A 15,652-nucleotide genomic window follows, 5' to 3' on the forward strand; every position below is an offset into this window, starting at 1 on the left:
AAAAGCGGAAGCGCCGCGATCGGCTCTCGAAGCCAAATGTTCTTCACCCGCAGGGGTGCTTGCACCCCGAGGGGGAAGGTTATTTGGCAGAAGAGAGCCAGGCGCTGGAGCTAGACAATACGAAAAGGGAAGGCCGCGAACGGTAACAAGGTAGCCGTACCGGAAGGTGCGGCTGGATCACCTCCTTTCTAAGGGGAAAAGCGAAGGCCGCCCGCCTATCGGCGAAACGCGCTGGAGGGCCTGCGAGGAGGCTATGCCGCCGCAGCAGGGCCGAAGCGTCGCAAGCCGATGGCGGCCGGAGCTAGACAGTACGAAAAGCGGAAGCGCCGCGATCGGCTCTCGAAGCCAAATGTTCTTCACCCGCAGGGGTGCTTGCACCCCGAGGGGGAAGGTTATTTGGCAGAAGAGAGCAAATGTTCTTCACCCGCAGGGGTGCTTGCACCCCGAGGGGGAAGGTTATTTGGCAGAAGAGAGCCAGGCGCTGGAGCTAGACAATACGAAAAGGGAAGGCCGCGAACGACCGACCATTAACAAATCGCGCTTTCGTTTCGTTCAGTTTTGAAGGAATGAGAATTCCTTCGCGATCGGCTCTCGAAGCCAAATGTTCTTCACCCGCAGGGGTGCTTGCACCCCGAGGGGGAAGGTTATTTGGCAGAAGAGAGCCAGGCGCTGGAGCTAGACAATACGAAAAGGGAAGGCCGCGAACGGCCGACCATTAACAAATCGCGCTTTCGTTTCGTTCAGTTTTGAAGGAATGAGAATTCCTTCAAAAGCGCCTGTGCCTGCGTCTGCTAGCAGGTTCAGGGAAGCAAGATTCCTCAGCCGATGGCGGCCGGAGCTAGACAGTACGAAAAGCGGAAGCGCCGCGATCGGCTCTCGAAGCCAAATGTTCTTCACCCGCAGGGGTGCTTGCACCCCGAGGGGGAAGGTTATTTGGCAGAAGAGAGCCAGGCGCTGGAGCTAGACAATACGAAAAGAGTTTGTTCAAAGAAGTCGCTTTGCGTCTACAAGTGAATTCAGAGAAGCTGGATTCCTCGACGCAAGACTGCAGAGAAGTGAATTCAATGAAGTAGTCTCGTTCCTTGAAAACTAGATAACCGGAAAAGCTGAGGCGCCGAAATTTCGCCTAAAGGCCGCCCGCGTCCTGCGGGCAACGGCGAAATATCGCCATCCTGGCGATCTCGAAGCCAAATGTTCTTCACAGGTTATTTGGCAGAAGAGAGCCAGGCGCTGGAGCTAGACAATACGAAAAGGGAAGGCCGCGAACGACCGACCATTAACAAATCGCGCTTTCGTTTCGTTCAGTTTTGAAGGAATGAGAATTCCTTCTCGTTTGCGTCTGCGTCTACAAGCAGGTTCAGAGGAGCCAGATTCCTCGACGCAAACCAGCGAAGAAGCAAGCTCAATGGAGCGACTTCGTAGATTTCCCATCGCGTTAGGCGAGTAAGATCCCTCGAAGATGACGAGGTCGATAGGTCCGAGGTGGAAGCGTGGCGACACGTGGAGCTGACGGATACTAATCGATCGAGGGCTTAACCTAGAAAAGCGGAGGCGAGCGGTTCGCCGCGACGGGCAAATGTTCTTCGCCCGCAGGGGTGCTTGCACCCCGAGGGAGAAGGTTATTTGACCCCGAGCGGCGGCGAGCCGGAGCTAGACAGTACGAAAAGCAGAGGCCGCCTGCCTATCGGCGAAACGCGCTGGAGGGCCTGCGAGGAGGCTGTCGCCGCCGCAGCAGGACCGAAGCGTCGCGAGCCGATGGCGGCCGGAGCTAGACAAAAAGCGGAAGCGCCGCGGCTTCTTCCCCCACACGGTTATCTAGTTTTGAAGGAATGAACTTCCTTCATAATGCGGAAGTAGTTCAGTGGTAGAACACCACCTTGCCAAGGTGGGGGTCGCGGGTTCGAGTCCCGTCTTCCGCTCTCTGTCATGCGCTCGTAGCTCAATTGGATAGAGCATCTGACTACGGATCAGAAGGTTAGGGGTTCGAATCCTCTCGAGCGCGTCCAATCAATTTTGTAAAAAAGTATTGACAAAAAAACGGTTAATGATTATATTTTTTATTGCAACCGTTCCTCTTGGTTGTAAGGACAAGTTAATCAATCATGCGGGTGTAGTTTAATGGTAAAACCTCAGCTTCCCAAGCTGAAGTCGTGGGTTCGATTCCCATCACCCGCTTTTCTTTATTTAGAGAAACGGTGAGGGATGTTCGGGCATCATCTGTATTACATCCCAGTAGCTCAGCAGGATAGAGCAACGAGGGAGACATCGTCGAATGGGCTTCAAGTTGCCCCGACGCATCAAGCTTCTTGGAGCTGGCTGGCAGAGGAAGAGGCATCGAGAACATTAGAGTGTCATGTTGATTATGTCCCAGTAGCTCAGCAGGATAGAGCAGCGGCCTTCTAAGCCGTCGGTCGGGAGTTCGAATCTCTCCTGGGACGCCATCTACATACGATTCGTTCGGGTTGAAGTTGCTGAACCCCTTGATATGACCGCATTTGCGGTCATTTTTCATTTTTTGGGAATCCCGAAAAAAACGATAGAATCCGAAAAAATTTTGCACGAATTTTGCACGGCTATTTGGCATGATACAGCTCCTCCATCGCGAGATCAACTTGCCGAGACTCTTTTTGCTCCATCTCATCTAAAATATGCGAGTACGTTTGTAAAGTGGTTACAATATCTTTATGGCCCAGTCGTCGAGAAACGTATTTGATATTTACTCCTTTATACAAGAGCATGGATGCGTGAGTATGACGGAGCCCGTGGCAAGTGATCGTTTTAATCCCGATTTTTTTGCATAATGATCGCAACGTTTTATTGACTGCGTTATTTGTCACAATTTCCATTTTTGAGTTGATAAACACTAAATTTTTCGTGTTTCGTAATCCTGTTTTCATAGCTAATTCATTTTGATACTTTCGCAGTTCTTTGAGCATATTTAACGTCTCGTTATCGACCGTAATGGTTCGTTTTGAATCGAACGTCTTTGTATCGCTAAAGTCATTTGCCCCTTTAAAGTCCCAAGTCTTATTAATCGTGATTGTTTTGTTTTTGAAATCAACGCAATCCCATGTCAGGCCCATGATTTCCGAGAAACGAGCACCAGTGGCGATTGCAAATAAAATGATGTATCGAGAGATATATTTAGGTTTCATGTCCTTTTTTATTTCTGCTATCAACTTCTTCACTTCGTCAAAATTGAGATATTTCAATTCTTCCGATTTTGCTTCTACTTCTCCCTTTATGACCACTTTATACGTGGGATCACGGGTGATAATTCCTTCTTCAATCGCATCACGGAGGCACGACTTAATATATGTGTGTCGTTTTCGTACTGTCGCTGTCGTATGGTTTTTGCCGATTTCGTTGATGAACTTTTGGTACATGTCGCGCGTCAAATCTTTCAATTTAACCCCAGCGAAATATTCTTCAACCAATTGAACAGATAACTCAATGTTTCTTTCGTGCGCTAAGCTGTATTTCCCCTTTTTATACAACTCGAACCAATTCCGCATATATTCAGAGAAGAGTTGATCCCCTGCGTTGATGTCGTATCCCTTGTGCAGTTGTTTCTCTAATTCAGCAGCCGCAAGCTCCGCTTCTTTCTTCGTCCGAAAACCTCCTTTCGTTTTCGTTTTGTATTTCCCATTTTCTTTGTAGGAAACACGATAGCGCCAGCCGCTCTTGGTTTTTTGAATGCTAGCCATGTCATCTCCTCCCCTTGCAAAAGTGTAGAATATATGTTTGGTTCAGTGGTCAAAATTTTTTAGATGCACCACCTCCTTGGGGATGCCGTACGCCGCCGCGGCCTCGTAAATGGTTGCATCAGTGCCGCGGTATGTATAGAGAACATCATCGGACAGAAGCAATTCCACCGCAAACTCATTCACTTCCCTTTCCACTTTGTCCATACAGAAAAGTGTGTTTTTTCGCAAAAATGAAGTGCTAAGTTCGGGATGCAAAACCGCATGCCCCAGCTCGTGCGCGCAAACGAAGCGTTGCGTTGGCTCGTCCAACTCATCGTTAATATGGATAATTTGAATCCGACGGAACGTATGATGATACCCGTATATCCCGCCCAGCGGCTCAAACAACAGCACAATGCCTTTCTGTGATGCGATCTCAAAGGGGTTGTTCGTGCCGTGCTTTCGGATCATCTTCTCTACAATTTGTTTGATCTTTTCAGCCATAGCGAACCCCCTGGAGATGGTTATTCTTTTCGATATTTCTTCGGCGTGAATTTTTGCTTTGCGATGCGCTTGGCGAGGCGGAGCGAGTTTTCCAGAGATGCGATCAGTAGCTCCCGATCCTCTTCGTCGAGTTCGTCGATGTCCACTCCGCCGAATGCGGCGAAACCGCTTCCTGTTTTGAGTCCTTTGATGATCTTTTCCAGCTCCTTTTGGATGTCGCGCTCGTCTTTCTCGGTGAGGGCGGGGAGCTTGGTGTCGGTGGGTTGGGTATTATCCCGTCCTAATAGGTAGTCAATACTTACATCCAATGCATCAGCCAAAGCTTTTAAAGTATCCATGTCTGGTGTTCTATTTCCACTCTCATATCCCGAAATTGATACTTTAGTAACATTAACCTTTCGTCCCAGTTCTTCTTGTGTTAAACCTTTTGCTTTTCTTAACATTCTTAGTCTTTGAGGGAAACTCATTTGTAAACCTCCCGTTAATTTAATAACTCTACAGATATTATAAGTTAACAAAAAGCTAACGTAAATCTTGTTAACAAATTAGAAATTTTTTATTGACAGTTAACTATAAGTTAATCTATAATGTAGTTAACAAGAGGTTAACTTAAGAAAGGAGGGAGGGGTGAATATGTCTGACTTCATCCAAGTGATCGATCCGGGGCACGGGGGCTATGATCCCGGCGCAACGGCGAACGGACTTCGCGAAAAGGATTTGACGCTGAAAATTGCGCTCTATACGCGCGACTACATTTATGAGCTGTATGAAGGCGTCAAAGTCTACCTCACGCGCGAAAAAGACGTCTTTGTCAGCTTGAGCGAGCGCGCCGCCTTTGCCAACCGCCTAAACGCGGATCATTTTTGCAGTATTCACATCAACGCCGGAGGCGGCGAGGGATTCGAGTCGTATATTTACCGCGGTTCGTATTCTAGTAAGTCAAAAACACAGGCGTTGCGAAATGTGTTGCATGATACCATTGTCGCCGAAACGAAATTCAAGAACCGAGGGAAGAAAGAAGCGGATTATGCCGTCCTTCGCGAGACGAAAATGCCTGCCGTTCTAACGGAAAACGGGTTTATCGACAACAAGGACGATGCCGATTTTCTGAAGTCGGATGCCAACCTGCGGAAAATTGCATTGGCGCATGCGCATGGACTAGCCAAAGCGCATGGGTGGAAACCGAAAGCAAACAAAAAACCTTCTCGACCGTCGGTAGGTGGGAAAGTCTTTTACCGCGTTGTGGCCGGAAGTTTTGTGGAGCGAGAGAACGCCGAACGACGGGTAAAGGAATTGAAAGCCAAGGGAATTGAATCTTTTATAGACGAGTATCGAGCATGATGGTTTGAAGTATCTCCCGCTGTTCACAGAGTTGTTTGTATAATGAATCCCCTGCCTCTACATTTTGGCAGGGGATTTTTTAGTGGGCCTGATTTTTGCATTTTGAAGAATCATTGAATAATTAACCCGTGGTGCTAGTTGAGCGTCAACGCTCCACTAGCCCAAGAACAACGAGAGAATGGGCCAATAAAATGCCATCAAGCGCTGTTTCAAATCCAGAAACCGAATTGGCACGAATTTCCGTAATCCGAAATGAATCCACTAAAACCGAGAACGCAGTTTCGACGATTTTGCGTTTTTGCTTCATCCATTGTTTCCATTTTTTTGATTGCGCAACTCGTTGATTTTTCCGAGCAGGCGTCCAAAAAGCGATTTTGTATTCATCGTATAGTTTCTTTTGCAAGGCTTGGCTCACATATCCTTTGTCGCCAAGTGTATACGGATGAGGAAGTTGGGCCATCACGGTTTCCGCAGCTGTCCGGTCGTGGCAGGATGCTTCGGTCAGGACATATCCCATCGGAAGCGCTTGGTCGGTAATCTGAAGATGAAGCTTAAATCCATAGTAAGCCATCTTTTTGGATGCACAATACCCAATATCTGCGATTCCTTGAAATCGTTTGACGCGATACATTCGTGCGTGGTGGCAGAGTTCAATGGGTAAGCTATCCACCACCGCATAAGCGTGATGTTGTCCACGTTTGGCGAGTTGGTGACGAATCCATTTGATCGCCCAACGCAACGACCGGCATCGACGGTTGTATCGAGAGCGCTCTGGGAACATTTCCTTTGTGAACAGGTTTCCAATGACAAATCGATGCCAAGCCCGTTCCGAAGTAAACCCCAGCAATTTTCCAAGAATGTGAATGGCGATGATGACCTCATCCTCTTGCTTCAACAAATGACAATTTCGACGTTGTAAATACATCTGGATACAAGGCAATTGTTCTGATACAAAGAATAAGATCGCGGCATATTGCTTTTGAATTTTTGCTTGGTCTATTGTAAAATGAAAGTGCTCTTGCATGGGACTTCTCCTTTTGGATGTTTGTTCGCACTTTCATTTTAAAGGAGATCCTCATGCAAGGGCTGTTTTTATGTCTTGAGATTTTATCTAGCACCACGGGTTTATCTATATGTTCCCTATTCTTTTATCGGTATATTTTGCTGAATAAATAAAGGTCAAAAGCATTATCCAGCTCACATTTCGCACCCTCTCGACGAAAATCGGGAGGATTTTTTCGTTCCGATGTCGAATGAATCCTTGACACACAAGGAACGTAAAGGAGTTTTTCTCTTATGAACGTTCAAGTCAAAAAGGTCTATGTGATACGGAACGACCAGCGATGGTAAAAAAAGGATTGCCATCGCTCGTTGTGTTGGTCAAAAAGTTATTCTGAAAAACTAAATAAAAAATCCTTTGTTTTGACCTTGTTAGGGTGCGAAATGTGAGATCCAGACAAACTCTATCGTATTTTAGCGAAAACTAAAAGTGAAAATCAAGCTGCGCCCATTTTGGTGATGGGGCTTTTTGTTTTGATGAACAAGAAGTTGTATGATAAAAATGTGGTGTTATGTCAAGAAAACGGACACATTAAACAGAGAGAAATAGCTGAACTTAGGCAGCTACTTTTCTCTGATTAGCGTAGTAAGCAGCCTCCAATTCACATGGCGATACATAGCCAAGGGCGGAATGACTTCTTTTACGGTTGTAGAAGCATTCGATGTACTCAAAAATGGCTTGTTTCGCTTCTTTTCGCGTGCGGAATCGATTCAGATAAATACACTCTTTCTTGATGAGGCTATGAAATGACTCGATACAAGCGTTGTCGTAACAGTTTCCACGTCTCGACATGCTCACTTGAAAATGATGTTCCTGTAAGAGCTGTTGATAGTCATTCGAAGCATATTGGCTCCCACGATCCGAGTGATGAAGGACTCTCCCTGTTGGTTTCTCGTTGTTTAACGCTCGTTGTAACGCTTTGATGACTAATTCTTTCGTCATTCGTGTATCGATATACCATCCTACAATCTTGCGAGTATATAAATCCATGATGCTCGCTAAATACAACCAACCTTCGTCGGTAGGAATGTACGTAATATCCGCCATCCATACTTCATTCGGAGCCGTTGCTTGGAAGTTTTGTTTCAATAGATTGTCATATACGTTGTAAGGATGGTTGATGTTCGTAGTGGCTTTGAATTTACGGACGGTAATGGATCTCAATCCTTCTTCGCTCATGATGCGAGCGACCGTCTTTTGAGACACACGAATCCCTTGTTTGCGCAGTTCTTGCGTAATTTTTGGGCTTCCGTAAATCTTACGGGACTTTAGATACTCATTTCGAATCTGTTGAGTTAGTTGTTCTTTTCGTTCTTTCTGTTTACTTTTCGCGCGCTTGAGCCAATCGTAATACCCACTTCTTGAAACACCGAGCACTTGACACATCTTCACAACAAGAAATTCATTTCGATGTTGAAAAATGAACGCGTAAATTACTTCTGGTTTCTGGTGAAGATGCCTAGCGCCTTTTTTAGGATCGCTAATTCCTCCTCCAATTCTTGATTACGACGGCGTAATTCAATGATTTCTTGATTTTGCGGCTTGATATGGCCTGAACCCACAAAACTCTTTCCGTCGCTTTCTTTGTATTCTTTAACCCAACGGTGAAGAGTGTTGTAAGCCAAACCTAACTCTTTTGCCACTTGAGCGATGGACTTGTCCCCCTCCAAGCATAACTCAACCGCTTGAATCTTGTACTCTTTATCAAATGCTCTCTTTTTCATGATTGGACACCTCGAACCTATTGTAATTAAGTTTATTATAATCTCTCTGTTCTCCGTGTCCACTTTTTAGACTAGTGTGAGTAAAATATTTGTGGGTGACATTCAGGAATGATTCCCCGACGAGGGTTGCGAACTTTTGTTCGCGACGCTCGTCGGGGCCACCAAGCGAAGCGCGGTAGAAAAAAGCAAATGTCATGCAAAAAGGACTCTCTCCCTGCTATGATGGTGATGGTCAACATCGCGTCGTGGATCACGGCCTGCCGGGAGTATTTTGGGAAGCGGGCGTGCTTTCAGCTGGATCGATTTCATGTGGCGCGGGAGCTGCGTCAGTGTCTGTCCGGCCATCCGCGTTGGCGGGAGGTGCGGAGGAAGCTGGCGAAACAAGACGAAGAAGGACTTTTGGTCGAGCTGAACAGCGCGGTCGGCACGTTGGGGGACGAAGGCAAAGAACAACAGCTGGCCGCTCACATTTCGCACCCTCTCGACGAAAATCGGGAGGATTTTTTCGTTCCGATGTCGAATGAATCCTTGACACACAAGGAACGTAAAGGAGTTTTTCTCTTATGAACGTTCAAGTCAAAAAGGTCTATCGCAATTCTTATTTGAATATAATAAGTGCCCTATTCAAGAAACTGGGTCTGCCTCAATTGATTGACCATCTCGTGCCCGTCGATCCGCAGTGCCAAACGCGAGTCAGCGATGCCGTTCAGGCCATCCTCTACAATGTGTTTGACGGCCGGCAAGCCCTTGTTCACTTGGAACATTGGGCTCAGGAGGTCGATTGTGAGAAACTCATCCGTCCCGATCTCCATCCTTCCTGGTTGAACGACGATGCGTTGGCCCGTCATCTCGATCGCCTGTATGAGGCTGGCATTCACAACGTCATCAGCACTTGCTTGATTCATATTTATCGCAAAGAAGGCCTTTCCCTCCGAGCCTTCCACGCCGATACGACGGACAAGACCGTTTACGGCGCGTATGAATCGGCCTCGTTAGAGGCCTTACAAATCACACATGGCTACAACCGCCATCATCGTTGGCAAAAACAGATCGGTTTCGGACTGGTCGGCAACGAGGACGGCATCCCGTTTTACGGCGATGTGCACGATGGCAACCTGCCCGATAAAACATGGAATCCCGAGGTGCTGTCTCGTGTCCATGAACAGCTGAAGCAGGCCAAAATCGAAGACGAATGGATTTACGTGGCCGATTCTGCCGCGATGACGAAAGAGACCCTGGCGCAAACCAAAGCGGCCAACGCCTTTTTGATCACCAGAGGCCCTTCGTCGCTCCGGATCGTGAAAACCGCGCTGGCCGAAGCGGATGCTGAGGACACGACGTGGAGCGATCCCTTTACGTTGGCGGAGAGAAACGGCGCCACGTACCGGGTATGGGAAACGGCCTCGACCTATGAAGGCCACCCCGTTCGGCTGATCGTTGTTGAATCGAGCGCGCTCGACCAGCGAAAAGGAAAGACGCTTGAAAAAGAACGAACCAAAGAAGCGGAGCTTCTTCGCGAGGAACAAGCCCGTTGGGAACGCCACCCCTTCTCCTGCCGGGAAGATGCCGAACAAGCCTTGGCGTCCCTCAAGGCGTCCCTTCGCCCCCGGTTTCATCGGGTTGAGGCCGCGGTCGAAGAGACCGTACGCCTGAAAAAACGGCGCGGACGGCCGAAAAAAGGGGCGGAACCCGAGGTGGAGACGCTGTATTTCTTGCACCTTGACGTCGAATTCGACCAAGACGCGTGGGAACAGGCAAGACGGAAAGCGTCCCGGTTTGTCCTTGTCACGACCGTTCCGAAGGAATGGAAGGGCCAACCCATGGATGCCCAAGAGATCTTGAAGCTGTATAAAGGGCAGATCTCGGTGGAAATGAACTTCGCTTTTTTGAAAGATCCGTTTTTCACGGATGAGATTTACGTCAAAAAACCAGAACGGGTCGCAGTATTAGGCTATTTGTTTCTGTTGGCCTTGGCGATTTACCGCGTTTTTCAGCGCCGAGTGCGTCAGTTTATTACTCCAGAACACCCGTTGAAGGGTCCTGGAGGCCGCAAGCTGACCCGGCCGACGGGACAGGCGATTTTTCAGCTGTTTCAATATGTGAACGTCGTCCTGTTCAAGCTGCCGGATGGGCGCATCCAACGCTCACTGGATCGCTCCCTTACCCCTGATCAGCGAAGGATTCTGCAGGGATTGGGCATGGATGAGAGCATCTACGTGTAACGTGATACGGAACGACCAGCGATGGTAAAAAAAGGATTGCCATCGCTCGTTGTGTTGGTCAAAAAGTTATTCTGAAAAACTAAATAAAAAATCCTTTGTTTTGACCTTGTTAGGGTGCGAAATGTGAGTGCGTCCGATGGGCCACGCCGAGAGCGTGATGAGCCGGTTTGCGCATCGGGTGAAATCCCGCCGCAGCTGGAAAGACCAAGGGCTTCGGGCGTTTCTGAGGGCGATGGCAGCCCGAATCGACGGGATTTGGCGGAGAAATGGGCAGTTGGTGGAGGAAGAAGAGACCCGAACGGCAGCCTCGGCCTCAACAAAGTCCAAGCGGATCGAACAGGCCAAACGGAAGGCCGGACGGTTATGGGCAGATGTGGTGCGTCAGAATCTACCGTGTCTGCAGCGGTCATCCGGGACGCCGATCCATCAAGCGCTCAAGATGAGGGATGAGAGTCCGAAAGCGCTTACGATATTAATTCCTGAAAATGGTTCGCTAACTAGTGATTGACAACGCCCGTAGTGAACCGAAAAAATGTTCTCCACAAAGTCTTGACTGACTCCAATGCGAAGAAAAACTTGTGGATTCCTTGATGATGTGCTAATCTATTCATGAGACATGAACCTCCTTGTGAATGGTTGGTTAGCACATCTATTTTAACCAAGGAGTCGGGTTCATGTCTCCTTTTTTGTTTGGTTGTCAATTTATGTTAGTGAATTTGCTCATCTACAGTTACCTATTTTTACAAGCTGTTTTCCTTGTTCTTTTAACTTGTATTCCAAGAAAGTGGTGAACATACCCCAGCCGTTATCATGAACGCTTTTTCCAAAGTTGAGGGCTTGAGACATGCTTTTCATGTCTAAGTCCTCAATAATCACAGCGTCATAGTTTGCGGCTAATTCTTTTGACTTGTGATGAAGAAAGTTTCTGCGCTGATTAGCTGTCTTTTCATACAGCTTAGCTACTTTCAGACGTTGTTTTTCCCATCTTGTAGAACCTTTCTTTCTTCGGGAAAGTATTCGTTGTGCTTTTGCTAATTTGTCTAAGGCTTGACGATAGTAACGTGGGTAATTGGCTTTCTCACCTCGTTCACTATCGACATATAGACCATCCATCGCAAAATCTAAACCAACTACTTTCTGAATCTTTACTGAACTGATATTTTTCTCATATTCTGTCAAAATCGAAATATAGTATTTACCTGTCTTTGTTTTAGAAATTGTACAAGATTTGATTTTGTAATCAGCAGGTATTTCTCTATGCTGTTTCACTCTTATTGGCTTTTTGATTTTTGGCAGTTTGATATAACCATTCTCTAGCTTAATATTGTCGTTGACCATGTTGGTAACTATTCACCCCAGTGCTAGTGTATAAAAAAGCCCAGCACAAATAGGGCATTTCGGTCATAGAAAATGCCCTAGGTAGCGGAAAGAACTCGATCGATCGTTTCGCCTGCCAACAGAAGACATAACTAGGATGCGATCATACACTCGTTCCCACCGTCTCGCTTCTTCTTCGGAAAGTGCACCGTGATGGGCTTCGACGGCTTGCTTGGCGGCTAACAGAAACGTGGTCATGCGCATCGCCCACGTATGCCCCTGTTCGATGAATCCTTTTAACTCACGCAAATGGTGGGCATGACAAAGGGCATGGGTGGCATGTGTGTATTTCGGATACGTACCGAACGCATCGTGCATCATCGTCCCTTCATATCGGGGAAGAATCCCGATATCATCGGTCGCTTTTTTTCCACGAGAAGCGTGAGGAGCCAAGTATGTATATCTCGATGTACACGCGACATGCAGACGAGAAGAACGTGTGTTGGCAAAACGGTCAGAAGATGGGGGCAAATGGCTATTAGAGCTGTTTTTTTTCGTGCGTGCTTCCAGCTCTTGAACACGGTACTTCAGTTGTTCATTTTCTTTGCGTAGTTGTTTGTTTTCGTGACGCAAATGTTCATTTTCTTGAATGAGTTGATGAATGAGCTGTTTTTGTTGTTGAACTTTGCCGATTAAGCTCTCAACTGTAAATACAGCTTGTTGTACCATCAACATGCGATTCACCTCCTTGTCTATCAATATTCACATCATAGACAAGGAAAGAAGAAAATATTCAGCTCACTTTATGATGTGGCTGAATAGTTACAAACAAAAAAACTACCCCATCATAGTAGTGGGGTATGGAAATCCTACATACGTTTATTTTAAAAAGTTAGTATTTACAGATGAACAATATATTCCAAATTTTGATGATGAGACATACGAAAAATTTAGAAAACAAAAGGGGTATAGTTTTGCCTATATTGGTAATAGTGGTAAAATATATGGAAAAGGTTATAAAGAAGAAATTAATATTGATAAAATGTTAAATGTAGTAAATCAAGCCTTAAAAGGTGAAAAGTTTGTTGAAAAAATGATGGAAAGGTAGGTAAAAAATGAATAACTTTTTTTTACAAAATTCCTGCTCGATCAATTTAAATTTCTTAATTTATATACATAATCTATACGAAAACTATCATAAATCACATAAAACTTCTAAATTTCCTTGGTTACCGTTGAAAGAAACTGCGCTATTGGATTATAACGAAATGAATATGAAAGCTCGGAATTTATGGACAGCTATCTTTGATTCTTATGATATGAATGATAGAGTGGACTTAGAATGGTGGATTAATAATAAGTTTCATTACTATGATTTATTTAAAATTGATCATGCAGGAATGAAACTTTATGAAGATATTAAAAAATCCTTCGAGTCTTGGTACTGGGGAATTGGTAAACATATGTGTGATATATTTTCTCATGATCTTGTAGAGAACTACTATAAAGAATTAGTGGTTATGACGGAAAAAAAAGACTTGCAGTTAAAAAATACAACTTTTTATTTACAAGTGGTTTATAATGCGCCGCCTGTTAGTTGGAAAAATAAAAACGAAAAAATGATAATCATATCTCCTGAAACAAAACGACCAACAGTAGATGAATTATATGACGCATTGTTCAATTAGTTAAAAACTTGTTATGAATGCATAAATGCACATATAAAAAGCCTACCATCTTGTAAATCATAGAGAGTGACCAAAAAAGTTTCCAAGGAGCAGGAACTATTATAATTTTCAATTTATTATATAAATTTAAATAAATTGAATTTGATGTTTCATCTTTTCGAATTTTTCATCAAAGGACCAAGTTGTTTTTCGACTGACGGAAGCAAGTCATAGACTTGTCTCCGTCAGTCGAAAAAACTTATAACAGATTTATGACCGGTTAGGTAACTATTCACCCCAGTGCTAGTGTATAAAAAAGCCCAGCACAAATAGGGCATTTCGGTCATAGAAAATGCCCTAGGTAGCGGAAAGAACTCGATCGATCGTTTCGCCTGCCAACAGAAGACATAAAAAAACAGACGAACGTCTCTCTTTCCTTCATTTCGTTCGTTCGCCGTTTTTTCTCTGGGCAGCTTCCTCTCGATTGGAAATCCGGGATGGCCGCTGCTTTGTTTGAGTATGCCCAAATTTATGGAAGACGTATGTCTAATTTTGGATAATCAACACTCGTGATCAAGGAATGATCTTATTAGCTGTATACGCCATTTCAGTTTTCTCTTCTTCGTATGTCGGAAGAAGTTTGGAAAGAAAAATATTCGAAGAGGAGAAACGCTTATTTGGCGGTATGGTGAAAATTAGTATAGCTGGGAATTTAGCGAAACTTATAGGATTTGGAGTAGGGGCTATCATTTTCAGTATTCCTTTAAGTATATACATTTTCTTATCATTCATTTTGTTTTTAGTCATGGCAAGTGTAAATGTTGAACACGGTTTTTCATATAGCAAGGCTTCTATTGCCGGTAAAAAGAAAGTAAATAGTTTATTTTTGTTACTATTTGTTGGGCTTATATCATCCATTCCCATTCTATGGATACCATCTTTAGTAGAAAGATTTAATGAGGCAGGCATGATCAAGTTATCTTTTATTCCATTTGTATTACCGGGAACAATGAACATTTTACCCGTGGTGCTAGATAAACTTGATCAAGCATAAAAATAGCCCTTGCTGGCGGATCTCCAGTAGAATGAAAGTGTCACCCAACATTCGAAAGGAGAGATCCCCCATGCAAGAGCACTTTCATTTTACTACAGATCCAGCCAAACTTCAAAAACAAGCATAAAAATAGCCCTTGCTGGCGGATCTCCAGTAGAATGAAAGTGTCACCCAACATTCGAAAGGAGAGATCCCCCATGCAAGAGCACTTTCATTTTACTACAGATCCAGCCAAACTTCAAAAACAATATGCCGCTATTTTCTGTTTTGTTTCTGCCCAACTGTCGTTGATTCAAATGGATCTTCATCGCCGCAACCGTCACTTGGTCAAGCAAGAAGACGAAGTGGTCATGGCGGTTCACCTTTTGGGGAAGCTGCTGGGCTTTTCTTCCGAACGAGCCTGGCATCGTTTTGTCACGGGAAATTTGTTCACAAACGGCTCGTTTCTTGAACGCTCCCGATACAACCGCCGCTGCCGGGCGCTTGGTTTCGCCATCAAATGGATCCGTCATGAGCTGGCGAAACGTGGCCAACACCATGCTTATGCGGTCGTCGACAGCTTGCCTCTTCCGTTGTGCCATCCCGTGAGAATGCAGCGCGTCAAGCGATTTCGAGGGATCGCAGATATGGGGTATTGTGCTTCCAAAAAGCAATGGTACTACGGTTTCAAGCTGCATCTTCAAGTGACCAATCAAGGGCTGGCCATGGGCTATGTCGTGACGGAAGCGTCCTGCCACGACGTCAAAGCCGCTGAAACGGTGATGACTCAAATCCCTCATCCCTACAACTTTGGGGACAAAGGGTACATCAGCCACGCTCTTCGAGAAAAGCTGTACGAAGAACACCAAGCCGCGTTCTGGACACCGTCTCGACACCATCAAAAGCACGGCCCATCCAAGGCATGGGAAGAATGGATCAGGAAAAAACGCAAAGTCATCGAGACGGTGTTTTCGATTCTCGTAGACCAATACCGGATCACCGACATTCGAGCGAATTCCATGGCCGGGTTTGAAGTGGCACTCGATGGCATCTTGTTGGCTTATTCCTTGGTCACACTAGGGCTGGTTGAGCGCTGAC

At 45.6% G+C, this 15,652-nt stretch carries 12 protein-coding genes, 4 tRNA genes, 5 pseudogenes and 1 other annotated feature; of the genes and pseudogenes, 14 read left to right on the forward strand and 7 right to left on the reverse strand.

Annotation, left to right across the window (positions count from 1 at the left end):
- The first annotated feature begins 1,428 nt into the window (after positions 1-1,428).
- Positions 1,429-1,528 (forward strand) — a sequence feature (23S ribosomal RNA rRNA prediction is too short).
- A 95-nt stretch (positions 1,529-1,623) separates the two neighbouring features.
- The 5 genes from B9L21_RS05145 to B9L21_RS05165 all read left to right on the forward strand — a co-directional run bounded on the left by B9L21_RS05145 (position 1,624) and on the right by B9L21_RS05165 (position 2,441).
- Positions 1,624-1,833 carry a hypothetical protein gene (locus B9L21_RS05145; RefSeq protein WP_063165517.1) on the forward strand — a complete coding sequence of 70 codons (210 nt, stop codon included), beginning with the start codon at positions 1,624-1,626 and terminating at the stop codon, positions 1,831-1,833.
- A 14-nt stretch (positions 1,834-1,847) separates the two neighbouring features.
- Positions 1,848-1,919 (forward strand) — tRNA-Gly (locus B9L21_RS05150).
- Between the two features lie 9 nt (positions 1,920-1,928).
- Positions 1,929-2,002 (forward strand) — tRNA-Arg (locus B9L21_RS05155).
- Positions 2,003-2,104: 102 nt separating this feature from the next.
- Positions 2,105-2,175: transfer RNA gene (locus B9L21_RS05160), tRNA-Gly, on the forward strand.
- A 189-nt stretch (positions 2,176-2,364) separates the two neighbouring features.
- Positions 2,365-2,441: transfer RNA gene (locus B9L21_RS05165), tRNA-Arg, on the forward strand.
- Between the two features lie 132 nt (positions 2,442-2,573).
- Here the strand turns inward: B9L21_RS05165 and B9L21_RS05170 are convergent.
- Genes B9L21_RS05170 through B9L21_RS05180 form a run of 3 tightly spaced genes read right to left on the reverse strand, consistent with a single transcriptional unit; the run spans position 2,574 to position 4,657 of the window.
- On the reverse strand, positions 2,574-3,707 hold the full coding sequence (locus B9L21_RS05170) for a tyrosine-type recombinase/integrase (RefSeq protein ID WP_063165518.1): 1,134 nt from the start codon (positions 3,705-3,707) through the stop codon (positions 2,574-2,576).
- 42 nt (positions 3,708-3,749) lie between these two features.
- Positions 3,750-4,190, reverse strand: a complete 441-nt coding sequence (locus B9L21_RS05175; protein ID WP_063165519.1) for an ImmA/IrrE family metallo-endopeptidase — start codon at positions 4,188-4,190, stop codon at positions 3,750-3,752.
- A 20-nt stretch (positions 4,191-4,210) separates the two neighbouring features.
- Positions 4,211-4,657 carry a helix-turn-helix domain-containing protein gene (locus tag B9L21_RS05180; protein ID WP_013144062.1) on the reverse strand — a complete coding sequence of 149 codons (447 nt, stop codon included), beginning with the start codon at positions 4,655-4,657 and terminating at the stop codon, positions 4,211-4,213.
- A 166-nt stretch (positions 4,658-4,823) separates the two neighbouring features.
- Here B9L21_RS05180 and B9L21_RS05185 point away from each other — a divergent pair, with 166 nt between their 5' ends.
- Entirely contained in the window at positions 4,824-5,531 is a 708-nt protein-coding gene (locus B9L21_RS05185; RefSeq protein WP_063165520.1) for an N-acetylmuramoyl-L-alanine amidase, read from the forward strand.
- 145 nt (positions 5,532-5,676) lie between these two features.
- On the opposite strand, the gene B9L21_RS05190 is transcribed toward B9L21_RS05185, so the two are convergent.
- Positions 5,677-6,555 (reverse strand): IS982 family transposase, encoded by an 879-nt coding sequence (locus B9L21_RS05190; protein ID WP_008881892.1) that lies wholly within the window; start codon positions 6,553-6,555, stop codon positions 5,677-5,679.
- Positions 6,556-7,146: 591 nt separating this feature from the next.
- A protein-coding gene (locus B9L21_RS05195; RefSeq protein ID WP_089134985.1) for an IS3 family transposase occupies positions 7,147-8,315 on the reverse strand; the annotation gives its coding sequence in 2 pieces (ribosomal slippage) (positions 7,147-8,048 and positions 8,048-8,315; 1,170 coding nt in all).
- A gap of 237 nt (positions 8,316-8,552) precedes the next feature.
- Between B9L21_RS05195 and B9L21_RS17875 the strand changes: the two are divergent.
- From B9L21_RS17875 to B9L21_RS05210, 3 genes and pseudogenes are all read left to right on the forward strand, one after another.
- Positions 8,553-8,786 (forward strand): annotated as a pseudogene (locus tag B9L21_RS17875) (UPF0236 family transposase-like protein); the annotation flags it as partial.
- A 92-nt stretch (positions 8,787-8,878) separates the two neighbouring features.
- Positions 8,879-10,537, forward strand: coding sequence for an IS1634 family transposase (locus B9L21_RS05205; protein WP_063165521.1), 1,659 nt, complete (start codon positions 8,879-8,881; stop codon positions 10,535-10,537).
- Positions 10,538-10,664: 127 nt separating this feature from the next.
- Positions 10,665-11,045: pseudogene (locus B9L21_RS05210) on the forward strand (UPF0236 family transposase-like protein); the annotation flags it as partial.
- A gap of 227 nt (positions 11,046-11,272) precedes the next feature.
- Here the strand turns inward: B9L21_RS05210 and B9L21_RS05215 are convergent.
- Positions 11,273-11,881: pseudogene (locus tag B9L21_RS05215) on the reverse strand (RNA-guided endonuclease InsQ/TnpB family protein); the annotation flags it as partial.
- A gap of 126 nt (positions 11,882-12,007) precedes the next feature.
- Positions 12,008-12,589 (reverse strand): annotated as a pseudogene (locus B9L21_RS05220) (IS66 family transposase); the annotation flags it as partial.
- A 13-nt stretch (positions 12,590-12,602) separates the two neighbouring features.
- On the opposite strand from B9L21_RS05220, the gene B9L21_RS05225 reads away from it, so the two are divergent.
- The 5 genes and pseudogenes from B9L21_RS05225 (at position 12,603) to B9L21_RS05240 (ending at position 15,651) form a co-directional block, all read left to right on the forward strand.
- Entirely contained in the window at positions 12,603-12,962 is a 360-nt protein-coding gene (locus B9L21_RS05225; protein WP_143424840.1) for a hypothetical protein, read from the forward strand.
- Between the two features lie 7 nt (positions 12,963-12,969).
- Entirely contained in the window at positions 12,970-13,542 is a 573-nt protein-coding gene (locus B9L21_RS05230) for a hypothetical protein (protein ID WP_043967667.1), read from the forward strand.
- Positions 13,543-13,922: 380 nt separating this feature from the next.
- A pseudogene (locus B9L21_RS17260) lies at positions 13,923-14,081 on the forward strand (IS4 family transposase); the annotation flags it as partial.
- Between the two features lie 20 nt (positions 14,082-14,101).
- A complete protein-coding gene (locus B9L21_RS17265; RefSeq protein WP_143424841.1) occupies positions 14,102-14,575 on the forward strand; it encodes a hypothetical protein in 474 nt (157 codons plus the stop codon).
- Positions 14,576-14,772: 197 nt separating this feature from the next.
- Complete coding sequence (locus B9L21_RS05240; protein ID WP_063164653.1) at positions 14,773-15,651, forward strand: IS982-like element ISGsp1 family transposase; 879 nt, start codon at positions 14,773-14,775, stop codon at positions 15,649-15,651.
- Position 15,652: the final 1 nt, after the last annotated feature.

The sequence above is a fragment of the Geobacillus uzenensis genome (genome assembly GCF_002217665.1).
Taxonomy (GTDB): domain Bacteria; phylum Bacillota; class Bacilli; order Bacillales; family Anoxybacillaceae; genus Geobacillus; species Geobacillus subterraneus.

Excerpts from the sequence above, each read along its gene's own strand:
- B9L21_RS05175 (WP_063165519.1), bottom strand. The coding sequence starts at position 4,190 with ATGGCTGAAAAGATCAAACAAATTGTAGAGAAGATGATCCGAAAGCAC.
- B9L21_RS05185 (WP_063165520.1), top strand. The coding sequence starts at position 4,824 with ATGTCTGACTTCATCCAAGTGATCGATCCGGGGCACGGGGGCTATGAT.
- B9L21_RS17265 (WP_143424841.1), top strand. The coding sequence starts at position 14,102 with ATGATCTTATTAGCTGTATACGCCATTTCAGTTTTCTCTTCTTCGTAT.
- B9L21_RS05240 (WP_063164653.1), top strand. The coding sequence starts at position 14,773 with ATGCAAGAGCACTTTCATTTTACTACAGATCCAGCCAAACTTCAAAAA.
- B9L21_RS05230 (WP_043967667.1), top strand. The coding sequence starts at position 12,970 with ATGAATAACTTTTTTTTACAAAATTCCTGCTCGATCAATTTAAATTTC.
- B9L21_RS05170 (WP_063165518.1), bottom strand. The coding sequence starts at position 3,707 with ATGGCTAGCATTCAAAAAACCAAGAGCGGCTGGCGCTATCGTGTTTCC.
- B9L21_RS05205 (WP_063165521.1), top strand. The coding sequence starts at position 8,879 with ATGAACGTTCAAGTCAAAAAGGTCTATCGCAATTCTTATTTGAATATA.
- B9L21_RS05180 (WP_013144062.1), bottom strand. The coding sequence starts at position 4,657 with ATGAGTTTCCCTCAAAGACTAAGAATGTTAAGAAAAGCAAAAGGTTTA.
- B9L21_RS05190 (WP_008881892.1), bottom strand. The coding sequence starts at position 6,555 with ATGCAAGAGCACTTTCATTTTACAATAGACCAAGCAAAAATTCAAAAG.